Annotated in this window: 11 protein-coding genes and 2 pseudogenes; 8 read left to right on the top strand and 5 right to left on the bottom strand. The window is 54.0% G+C overall.

Annotated features, from left to right (window positions below; translation table 11 throughout):
* Positions 1 to 201 precede the first annotated feature (201 nt).
* Positions 202 to 747: a hypothetical protein gene (locus DU502_RS11810; protein WP_121921937.1), complete on the bottom strand. Its 546-nt coding sequence runs from the start codon at positions 745 to 747 to the stop codon at positions 202 to 204.
* A gap of 212 nt (positions 748 to 959) precedes the next feature.
* Here DU502_RS11810 and DU502_RS19210 point away from each other — a divergent pair, with 212 nt between their 5' ends.
* The 3 genes and pseudogenes from DU502_RS19210 to DU502_RS18980 form a co-directional block, all read left to right on the top strand.
* Positions 960 to 1,091, top strand: a complete 132-nt coding sequence (locus DU502_RS19210; RefSeq protein ID WP_449271754.1) for a DUF7558 family protein — start codon at positions 960 to 962, stop codon at positions 1,089 to 1,091.
* A 120-nt stretch (positions 1,092 to 1,211) separates the two neighbouring features.
* Complete coding sequence (locus tag DU502_RS11805) at positions 1,212 to 1,571, top strand: MarR family transcriptional regulator (RefSeq protein ID WP_121921936.1); 360 nt, start codon at positions 1,212 to 1,214, stop codon at positions 1,569 to 1,571.
* A pseudogene (locus DU502_RS18980) lies at positions 1,568 to 1,768 on the top strand (PemK-like protein); the annotation flags it as partial. The gene DU502_RS11805 and the pseudogene DU502_RS18980, both read left to right, overlap by 4 nt.
* 260 nt (positions 1,769 to 2,028) lie before the next feature.
* Here the strand turns inward: DU502_RS18980 and DU502_RS11790 are convergent.
* The 4 genes and pseudogenes from DU502_RS11790 to DU502_RS11775 all read right to left on the bottom strand — a co-directional run bounded on the left by DU502_RS11790 (position 2,029) and on the right by DU502_RS11775 (position 4,665).
* A pseudogene (locus DU502_RS11790) lies at positions 2,029 to 2,248 on the bottom strand (hypothetical protein).
* A 420-nt stretch (positions 2,249 to 2,668) separates the two neighbouring features.
* Positions 2,669 to 3,445, bottom strand: a complete 777-nt coding sequence (locus DU502_RS11785; protein ID WP_121921935.1) for a plastocyanin/azurin family copper-binding protein — start codon at positions 3,443 to 3,445, stop codon at positions 2,669 to 2,671.
* 20 nt (positions 3,446 to 3,465) lie between these two features.
* Positions 3,466 to 3,702 carry a thioredoxin family protein gene (locus DU502_RS11780; protein WP_241966866.1) on the bottom strand — a complete coding sequence of 79 codons (237 nt, stop codon included), beginning with the start codon at positions 3,700 to 3,702 and terminating at the stop codon, positions 3,466 to 3,468.
* Positions 3,703 to 3,837: 135 nt separating this feature from the next.
* Positions 3,838 to 4,665, bottom strand: coding sequence for a hypothetical protein (locus tag DU502_RS11775; RefSeq protein ID WP_124897069.1), 828 nt, complete (start codon positions 4,663 to 4,665; stop codon positions 3,838 to 3,840).
* 278 nt (positions 4,666 to 4,943) lie between these two features.
* Between DU502_RS11775 and DU502_RS11770 the strand changes: the two genes are divergently transcribed.
* The 5 genes from DU502_RS11770 (at position 4,944) to DU502_RS11745 (ending at position 10,445) form a co-directional block, all read left to right on the top strand.
* Complete coding sequence (locus DU502_RS11770; protein WP_124897068.1) at positions 4,944 to 5,759, top strand: helix-turn-helix domain-containing protein; 816 nt, start codon at positions 4,944 to 4,946, stop codon at positions 5,757 to 5,759.
* 634 nt (positions 5,760 to 6,393) lie between these two features.
* Positions 6,394 to 8,070, top strand: coding sequence for a transposase (locus tag DU502_RS11765; RefSeq protein ID WP_121921933.1), 1,677 nt, complete (start codon positions 6,394 to 6,396; stop codon positions 8,068 to 8,070).
* Between the two features lie 537 nt (positions 8,071 to 8,607).
* Positions 8,608 to 9,102 (top strand): DUF7342 family protein, encoded by a 495-nt coding sequence (locus tag DU502_RS11755; protein ID WP_121921931.1) that lies wholly within the window; start codon positions 8,608 to 8,610, stop codon positions 9,100 to 9,102.
* A 145-nt stretch (positions 9,103 to 9,247) separates the two neighbouring features.
* Positions 9,248 to 9,943, top strand: coding sequence for a nucleotidyltransferase domain-containing protein (locus DU502_RS11750; RefSeq protein ID WP_199722780.1), 696 nt, complete (start codon positions 9,248 to 9,250; stop codon positions 9,941 to 9,943).
* Positions 9,936 to 10,445, top strand: coding sequence for a DNA-binding protein (locus DU502_RS11745; protein ID WP_241966859.1), 510 nt, complete (start codon positions 9,936 to 9,938; stop codon positions 10,443 to 10,445). Before DU502_RS11750 ends, DU502_RS11745 begins: the two co-directional genes overlap by 8 nt.
* Positions 10,446 to 10,458: the final 13 nt, after the last annotated feature.

Raw genomic sequence — 10,458 nt, 5'->3', positions numbered from 1 at the left:
ACAGAAGCGTGCGTTACCGTTCAGGCTCGGTCGATGCAGCTATCGGACCAATTTGTATCGAGTCACTTCGACCGTTTGCGAGGACCTATCTCTTACTCTCGCGAGTGCCTCTGCCACCGATTGTGGTTTTCGAGATGTGCCCCACTGCTTCAATAACGTCCCCAACGTGCTCGACACAGCACATTCAGCCGCTGTCAAGCGCTAATGAAACGCCCGCCCGTAGGTTTCCTGTGGTTGCTCTTCGCTTCCAGCCGTCTCCTCGGGTCGGTCGATATCGACATCTAGTCGGTCGAGAGTCTGATTGAACGCCTTGCGACTGATCTGGTCGAGTTCGGCCAACGACTCGTCGAACGCTTTGGGTCCGAATCCATCTTCGAAGACGTACAACGGCTTCATAGTCCGATAGCCGTCGAAATATTCGAGGCTCGTCGACTCGTCCGTCTCGGTCAGATAGTCGATGCGGATGTTGGCTGTTTGGAGGTTGTCGAACAGGTCCGTCAGTTCGTTCTCGACGTCGACGATTGGTTCGCTTCGCGTGATGTCGAAATCCTCGAGATTCGATAGTTGGCGGACGGACATCGCGCGGAAGTACCCATCGGACGGCGACGTGACTAGCGTAAACACACCGTTTCGGTAGTTGATCGTGACCAGTTGGCGGCCACGTTGATCCAGATACCCCCGGTAGGACGCCCCAACGGCCGAACAACACGCGGCGATACGTCCGATCGCCTGGTCGTATTCTCGCATATAACCGAATGGTGCGTACAGCTACAAATTAGTGGTTCACCACCCTGGGGAGCCAGGGGGTCACGATGCGGGGTTATTCGGTACGCCCTCTACGTACGAAACCTGATTTTGAGTCCCGGTGGGACATCTACGAAAGCACCGCCTCCTCGCCCCGAAGCCACTCCGATACAGCACATCGTAGCGAACCCGATTGCTGAGTCGCCTCAGCCACCATTCGCCGAGTCGGAGACGCTTTCATAGCGCACACGCGGTTCCGTGTTGAACCCGGTCACCCCGAAGGCCCGGTGCAGGTCTGCGATCGCTGTATCCTATGCATTGGCGGCGTACTGGATGCCCGATCTTAAGGAACACCTCGTCACATACCTTCAGAATGACTCCATATCGCATCTCTGGACACTGAATTAACTGACCCAACATAACAAACATACCAAATAACTATGTTCCAATAATTCCAACACTCCTCTATGTCAGGCGGAACCATCGATATCGACGAGTTCGAAAACGCTGACGGCGACGAGTTCGAGGAACGGAATGACACCGAGCGGATCGTACAGTTCCTCGATGAGCACGATGACCGTGCGTGGAAGGCAGCAACGATCGCCGAGCAACTCGGACTGGAGACGGACGCTGTTAGCGCAATCCTCTCGCGATTGAAGGAACGCGAGCTCGTGCGACACAAGCGCCCGTACTGGGCAATCACGGACGACGAGGAACGACTCCACTCTGCCTACCGACTCCACCGACACCACGAGACTGCGGACGAACAGTATGGTGAAGAGCATCTCGAGGAACTCCAGACCGACGAGATGGAAGAAGTACAGTGACGGCGTTCGAGGACTTGGACCGCGGCGACATCGTCTGGGCGAGTGATCCGCTCTCAAAGAAAGGTCGCCCAATGCTCGTTCTGGGGACCCCTCGGTTCCCGAACCATGGTATCCAGCTCATTACGGTCCTGATCTCTACAAAAACCTACCACGAGGAGTCCCTCCCACTCCGAGACGAGGACTACGAGCCTCATCCCGATGCCCCACAGCGGTGAGAGGCTGCCAGCCATCCCGCCGCCCCACCACCAGCCCATCATGCCCATCATCGGCATCGCGAATACCATCATCAACAGCGGGAACAGGACGATCACTGGAGGACGATCAGGACGATGCGGAGCAGGCCGTCGGAGGTACGCTCGGTAGACATGAGGAACCACTAGGGAAGTTCGTCGACTACATCCACAAAGTTGCTCACGCCAGTAATGCTCCAGTGATTACCCTGACTTGAGGGGTCCCCTCAACAGCAGTCGGGGTCGTCGGGCGACCACTCACAGGCGTCGCCAGTCGTCAGGCTATTTTCGTCCACGTAGGTCGAGAGACACGCGTAGTTGCAGAAGTACGTCGGCGACCCGCACGTCGTCACAGTCGCGCACACAGATCGGGTCGTGGTCGAAGATACGCGACCCACAGTAGGCGCACGTCTCATCGACGTCGGGGAGTTCGACGGTTGTAGACATACCCGTGCTACGGGGAGAGTCAAGAAAGTATTTCACCAGCTGGGCATCCATATTTCGACTCCGGGCTGTCAGCGGTGGCAGCGTGCCTAGACTGCTAAAATTCGATTGCCCCGATCATCGGCTCTCCAACGCACTTCGGGCAGACATCGGTATCGTATTCCTCCATACAGTGCTGGTGGCAGCAGCATCCGCAGTGCTCGCAGACAAACACCTCCTCGTCGCTGGTGCACTGTGAATCACAGATGTAACATCGAACCATTAGTTCCTCGAACGTACGGTGGCAATCGGCATAAATCGCTGTACTCGTGACTTTCAGTTGACGATACTTGGGTTCGGCACGGATCGTCTAGCGTCGAGATTGGCTACTGGCTTGTGATCAACGAGCGTTGGGCCCTCTACACGCACAGCATTCGAGAGGCTTCAGTTCCCTTGATCCTTCACTAATCGCTCACGGCGCCGCTGGAACTCCTCGTCGTCGATCTCGCCTCGTGCGTATCGACGTTGGAGGGTTTCCATCGCGGAACCGTCACTCTCGGGAGGTGAGTCACCTCGACCCAGTGACAAGTAGAGCAGTCCACCGACCAGTCCGAGTATTCCGAGTACCCCGCCGGCGAACGGCAGCCCGCCAAACCAGCCGCCGTTCCGGCCATTCATCATACCGCCGTTTCGACCGTTCATCATCCCCGAGCCAGACCCCATCCCGGGACCCATCGTTCCGCCACCATAGTTCTCGCCACCTCCGGTGCTGGAGCCATACGCTATCGCACCTTGTTCGACGATCGCTTCGCTGTCGGGTACGTCGCCGTTCGGAATCGGACTGTTCTCGGCCGGGCCACCGGGACTACCGACGACGATACGACCGACCATCCCGACCGACTTGTGCGGGATGCAGTAGTAGTCGTACGTGCCCGGTTCCTCGAACGTGTGCTCGAATCCTCCCGACGAGATGACGCCACTATCGAATGCGCTGGCGTCGGATGGAATCCGGTTCTCGTAGGCCGTCGCCGAGTGTGCTCCGGCAGCTATCTCGAAGCGAACGGTCGTGCCGGGGTCGACATAGAGCCCGATCGGGTCGAAGTAGTTGTTTCCCATCTTGACGACGGGCGTCTCCTGTGCAGCGACTGGCCGAGTGAGTCCCGCGGTCGCGACTGTGCCGGCTCCGAGCGCTCCCAGAAACTGGCGTCTACTGTAGTTCATATCTGATTGTTTGGTTTCCGTCATCTGCGTACGATGCTGGCGAGCCGTTGCGTGAGTCCGGTCGCTTGCTGGTCTGCACGTTCGATAGCCTCCTCCAGTTCGTCCCGGTCGACGATGCCGATGAACTCGTCAGTCCGCTCCCCGTTCGCATACACGAGCGTCGTTGGCGTCTTTCGGACGCCGTACTCCTCGGCCGTCTCCAGATCGGTCTGGATGTCGACCTCGCGAAATTCGACATCCGGATACGCATCTTCGATGCCTTCGTTTTTCTCTCGTTGCGTTGCGCACGCCCCGCACGTCTCCTGCGTGAAGCAGTAGTTGAGACCAACTGTTTCAATGCATATGGTAGGAAGAATAAGGAAGCGTAGTGTGATGTAGAAGATGTCTACCTTCTAATTCCCACAATTGTTACCCTTGCATGGACCGTCTGAACCACATGCACTACACCAATTCACCCGGTTCAATTCATATCTACACTCTGTACAGGATCCGGAGCAACAATACACTGTATACTGGTTGCAGTAACATCCTTGCCCCCCACATCCGAGATAGCAGATATCGTTTTTGAAGCAGCAGTCTGTGTATTGGGCGTATATGCTCCCATCTGCTTCGACGAGTTCATATGTCTGAACTGCCTGCTCTTCTGGATTTTTTAGTAATGCATAGTAGGAGTCAACAGCTGGAAGTGCGCGGAGGACGACTTCCTTTTCGCCCGCAGAAGGTGCATTGACTTGAACCGATGCTGTTGGAAGCCCCACGTCACTTTGGCCATCTTTTCCTCCAACAAGGTTAGCTTCGACGAAGGTGTTACTGGTCGTCTCTAGCGACGGTTCTTCGACCATTTCCACCGCGGAACGTGTGGTGAGATGGCCTTCCTCGTATAGCCTATCCAGAATTGGTTGCAGGTTGGCTTCGAGGACGCCAACCACTGCATCCATAGAATTGTACTCTTGGACTTTTTTATTCAGCTGAGTTTCCAACTGCGGTGAGTCTGCGATCTTTGCCCCCGTAGAGGGCACGAGAGAACTTAGTGCGAAGCCACCTGCACTCGCCTTCGCGCTTTTTTCTAGGACCTCGCGACGTTTGAGATTGGACTCTTCTGAATTACGCTGTTCTTGTGAGGCTTCCCAGGCTTCTGCACATCCTCCTCCACTACCGATCGCCTTGGATATTCTTTCTCGATACGCCTCGATCGATCTCTCGTGGTCTTTACGAGACATCGATTAGGGTGAGGGGAAGGGTAGACTTTCATGTAATTATTATTAAATTTAACTCTGATTGACTATTTGATTCTCAGACCTGAATTCTCGTGTTAGCGGCCGAGTATCTGTAGATCTGGGATTGTTCCTCAATCTGGTTCTAGAGAGGATACATGAACGAATAATCAGATACTACAAGATCTCTCATGGAGTGATAGAATTATCATGTCTGAAATATCCTAATTGTATGAACAAATAAGTTGTTGTAGTGATATTTATCCAATATGTTTCCCCGACGTGTGGAGCCCTCCTCGGAAGAAGTGCTTAGTATAGTTATTCAACGTCAAAGTATTATCCAGCTGATTTCCACTGATTCGTATACAAAACCACAATTAGTTGATCAACTGGATGTCTCACGTTCAACTGTTGATCGTGCCTTGCGTGAATTAGAACAATATAGTTTGATGAATAAAAATGATAGCCAATACACTCTCAATCCCTATGGCCGGTTCATCTATCAGACTTGTATCTACTACCATGATGTTATAAAAAAATCATTAGAGCTATGGGATATCCGAAATGACATTCATAGCTCTGGGCAGGTTCCTCCGAATGTACTTTATGATTCTGAGATATTTGTCCCTACGGAGTCAATTCCTGACCTTCCGGCAAAGAAGCTGTTTGAGATGATTGAATCAATCTTGTCGCTGCATTTGGTACTCCCAGTCCTCACCTATCGAATATACGATAATCTTCATCAGTTTGTTAGCGATGAGGACTCATCATTAGAGCTTATTCTCCCGCCAGAAGGAATCCAGTCTTTGAGGCAGTTTGAAGATGAGCGTTGTATTGAAGAATCTACTCTGATTACAGACGCTACCAATATTCCTCCATATGGTTTCGGAGTATATGAAGATGCGGATAGGAATAAGCAGATGAATATAATAATTTTCAGTAATAACGGCGTATGTGGACTAATTCAAAATAGTTCTCGGATGTCTACCTTTTGGGGAGAACAAAAATACGAAAACATTAATCATAGTTCGGAAGGAACAGACGAGATAGTAGAACCAGCGGAGTCATCTGGCAATGAGATTTCGGAGATCAGTGAATAAGAAACTCGTTCGTTCGGCAATTTCTGGGATCGTTCTAGCGGCAATCACCTTTACCGGTGTTGTGTTCATATTCGGATTCGATAGTTCGTTTATATTGTTCTTGGTTGGTCTTCTTCTGCTTCTCTTTGTTGGAGGTGCGGGAAATGTTCGTACAAGCGGTGTCGGAGGTCCTTCGCATAGGGGGAGAATCGAATCTGCAGTGGTGGATCGGAATATCGATCAACGAAAGAATACTAGATGGGACCGATACATTATCTTCTACGCATTAGGTCTTATATTCATCTCGGTGGGTTCTCTCCTGATAGCTTGAGTCTGGAACTGAAGTTGTCCAAACTCTGATGGAAATCTCACCAATCCTGCAAAATACTGAAGGAGTGTTTCTCAGCTCCGGTCGGCGAAGGTTCTCGACTTCCCCTTCGTCTTCGCCCTCTTCCCCTGTCTCCGCCGTCGTCTTCATCTCCACCACCAAGTACAACGAGCGAGTCCGAGTCCCAGCAGTAGCGGGCCAACACCGCAGAGGAACGTTCGACGGTCGTGCTGATTATCACAGGAACCCATTCCGCGGACGGATATCACGCGAGCGACTAATAACTATACATCGGATTCTTGAACGTCTCGGGGCCAGCATCCCGTAGTGGCTGTGACCCAGGACTCTCACCGGACTGTCTTTCGGCAAATCGCACAGCGACCGTATGCTGAGTGGCCAGTGTACGATTCGACACCGCTGTACGATCGGTCCTCGCTTGCCGGACTGGAATCAGATATTCGGACTGTCTCACAGACGTGGTTCAAACACGACCACCACGAGTCAGTCGAGAACTTCGTCTATTCGCTCCCGCTAGCGTACGTTAAATTCAGCCCTCACGACCGCTACGCAGGGTCGACTCGCTACGAGATGGATACGCTCTTTCGCGTATTTATACTGAAGGAGTGTCATGGGTGGGAACACGAAACAGCGCTGATCGAGTATCTCGAGTGTCGCCCGGCACTCCGCAAGCAGTTAGGCTTGGAGAGTCTACCGAACCAGTCGACGCTATGGCGCAGTTGGCACGAACGGTTCACTGCCGAGCTTCGCAGTACCGTCGAAACAGCTGCGCGGACCATCCTCATCAAAGCCCAGGACACGGGTGTTGCCGTCCCACGCGAACCAGAACGGCGTCTTCCATCCTACGGTGACGAAGAGGACGAATCGGACCCAGACGATCAAGCTGTCCTTGACGAAGCGGCAACAATTACGGAGCACGTCAGTCGTGTTGTCTTCCCGGCATTCTCACTGGATCGAGGTGAGGGCTGTGAGATTCACGAGAACGCTTACTGGGACTTACAGACGTATCTCGGACTTCGTGAGCGCCTCGCGGCCAACGAGGGCGCTCGGAGCTTCACCTACGAGTCAACTCGTGAGCGGACACCGTTAGGGCACGCCCATCGCGAGCAAGTTCGTGACCTCTCAATTGCGGAGATCCGAGAGATGTACCGACAGGCCATCGGAAGACTTCTGAACGAAGTTTCGGAGACAGAGCAGTTCTTCCGAGCTGGGATTGTTGCAATCGACATTACCGAAGCTGATCCCTTCACTGGTGATAGGACTGGGCACGAAGACGAGATCATCGGCACGAAGGAGAAGACCGACGAGTATGCCTACCAGTGGGCGACGGTCCAGTTGGTCGGCAATGCCGTCCCTATCGTGCTGGACGCGCGCCCCGTCCGAAAGGGGGAGACTCGACTGGAAATCGTCGAGGACTTGCTCGATTCAGCTGAGGACCTCGTTCACGTCGATAACGTGCTGATGGACCGGGAATTTGATAGCCAGCACGTTCTGGAGATGATCAGCCAGCGCGGGCTGTCTTACGTCGTCCCGAAACGGATGCAGACCAGCGAGAAGGCACAGGCGAATCGATTGCTCCAACGAGATCGGGATCGATACGAGACCGACCGCGGGCTTCACCTCGGGAGGAACGAATGGCACGAGACGACGCTGATCTACCGACGGAAAGAGGACTCCGAGCACGACGACCACCGGCAGTACTCGGTGTTCATGACGAATTGTGGGAGTGGGCACCTCACTGAGTACGGGTATCGGTGGGAAATCGAGAGCGGGTACAGATCGATAAAGCGGTTCATGGCTGCTACCACGTCGAAGAATTTCGGGCTTCGTTTCTTCTACTTCGCGTTCGCGTGCCTGCTGTACTCGATCTGGCGAGCCGTCGACTTGCTCGTCCAGGTCGCGTTGACCGGTGAGTACGAGCACTCGCCGATGGTGACGGCAGATAACACACTGACGCTGCTGAAGAAGGAGACTGGAATCGGATAGAGAGACACTCAGTCTGGGTTAGCGCGCAGTCTGAGTGGTTACACTGTTGGATGTCTCGAAAATTCGCCCTTACCATTGGAAGTGTGACAAGAATGGCCGCTTGGAGAGAGAATTGAGGTGGTTTCCGCTGACCAAATCGGCAAAATCCACGCATTACAGCCCTGCTATACCCGTTGTAGTCTCAACTTCCAAGGTCGCGGCTTTGGTATAGCGGTATATGATTTATACCGTTGGCCAAATCCGAATTTCGGGGGATAGAGCCCTTCTATCATAGGAAATATGGTTATGAGACTTCTGACACCGGTGGTCCTGATTACGCCGGTAATCACGACCACTTTGAAGTACCCCGACGCCGTCGGTGAAGCACGAATGCTGCAATCGGCTCAGGAAGACGCTTCCCCCAGGGTAGAGCCGCCAAGAACAGGGTTCGAGATTTCTTTGACTCTCCTCAGCCGAGGTCGTGGCTATTGCGAAGGACAAGATCGATATAGAACCAATGATCTCCATATATATCGGACAGTGGGTGAACCATAGTGTATGACTGAAGATGAACCGAAATCCGAGAGCCTCATGGACCGCCAGACCACGGGCGAAGACCGCGTGCGGATGTTCGCCCGGCAACTATCGGAGCCACGGACGGCGAACTGGATCGCGTCGAACGCGGGCTGGTCACACGGTCCGACCAAGCGCGTCCTCGAACGGCTCGTCGACGACGGCATCCTCCACCGTGACGACACCGGGGCCCACACGACATACTTCCCCGATTATCGTCGTCAAGCGATTACAGAGGCCATACGCCTTCGAGACAGCGACCACACCGTCGAAGACCTCACCGAACGGCTCACCGAGATGAACGCTCAAATCCGAGGATGGAAGGACGAGTTCGATGTCGAATCGCCGAACCAGCTTCGCGGAACGATCGCTGACCAGGTACTCGACGTCACTGAAGAGGACCGTCGCCGAGAGATTGCGCGTGAGTGGGAACAACTCCAGCGGCGAATCGAAATTGTGGGGTTTGCCATCCGAGAGTAGGATTTTCTAGCCCCAGCGACCGAGCATAGTGAGGGCCAGAGTTGACGCATCTCGTTCTCCGCACATCCGTTGCTGGCAGATGTATATTTAGGCTGTTTTCGACTCACGTATAATGTTTATATAGTAGTGGTCCGTGATACGGCACATGAACCGCGAGACGGATAGTACGAATTCGTCTGGGGCAGCTATTTCTCTTTCAATACCCCCTTCAGATCCGACTTTATTCAAACACAAGGCGACGAGCGACGTCCTTCTCTTTTTAACAAACCACCGATTCAGTGACTTCTCACTGCGAGAACTCGCGACACAGATTGGTCACTCACACCAGTCCGTCCGGAGGGCAGTAAACGTTCTCATCGCGAACGATCTGGTCGTCGAATCGCCCGAAAGCAACCAGCGACTCGTCAAGATCAACAGACAGCGCCTGTCGATTCCAGACGATCCGATCCTTCGGATCCCCCAACCAGAGTATCATCAACCCGTCAAAGCTGCGGTTACGGAGCTTCGTGAGAACATCAACGACGTCGTCGGCATCATCCTCTATGGGAGTGTGGCTCGGGGCGAGGCTGACCGACGGAGCGATATCGATCTCTGGGTGCTAACCCGGTCTGGGCGGGCCGAAAGCCAACGAGAAGCGAACGCCATTGCCCGTGATCTCGAAGATACGGAGTTCGATGGTGACCGATACGCCTACGATATCGATGTCGAGGCCGTTCAGGCGATCCCGGCGTACACCGAGGATATCCGAGAGATCATCGTTTCGGGAATTCCGGTCTACAAGACGAGTGACTTCGAAACCGTCGAGAACCTCCTCCTGGAGGAAGGAGCCGCCGATGAGTAACGGCTCGGACCCGACAGCTGTGCTCGCAGCACTCGACCGTGCACAGGATGCCTTTGAGATGGTCGGACGCGGTCGAACAGCGTTCGAGGACGGAATTAGTGCCGACGAAGACTGGAAGACACAGCTGACGAAAGCGTGTCGCCTCCTAGAGGTCGTTGACACGCTTCAGTCACAGGATGGGTACTACACGGCTGTCATCGAGGTCTGTTTCGGCGCAATTGAACGGTCGATCGCGGCGTACGCGCTTGCGATGACGAACGATACGCTTCAGGACTTTCAGGACCACCAGTTCAGCTACGAACGTTCCCACCAGATAGGGCTGTTTGAGCGGGAGACTGCAGAGGCGATGAAGGACCTCTACAGCGAGAACCGGACAGAGAGTTATTACGGCGGCGGGCGTCCAACCCAAGAACAGGCGGAAGCAATGACTGATCTCGCCAGCGCTGTTCATCAGTTCGCAGTAAGCCAGATCCGGGAAGGCGGCGTCTGTCTGTGTGACTGACTACGTTTCAACA

The organism is Haloplanus aerogenes, from assembly GCF_003856835.1.
Taxonomy (GTDB): Archaea; Halobacteriota; Halobacteria; order Halobacteriales; family Haloferacaceae; genus Haloplanus; species Haloplanus aerogenes.
Note: the sequence above shows the minus strand (reverse complement) of the source record. Positions and strands in the feature narration are given on the sequence as shown.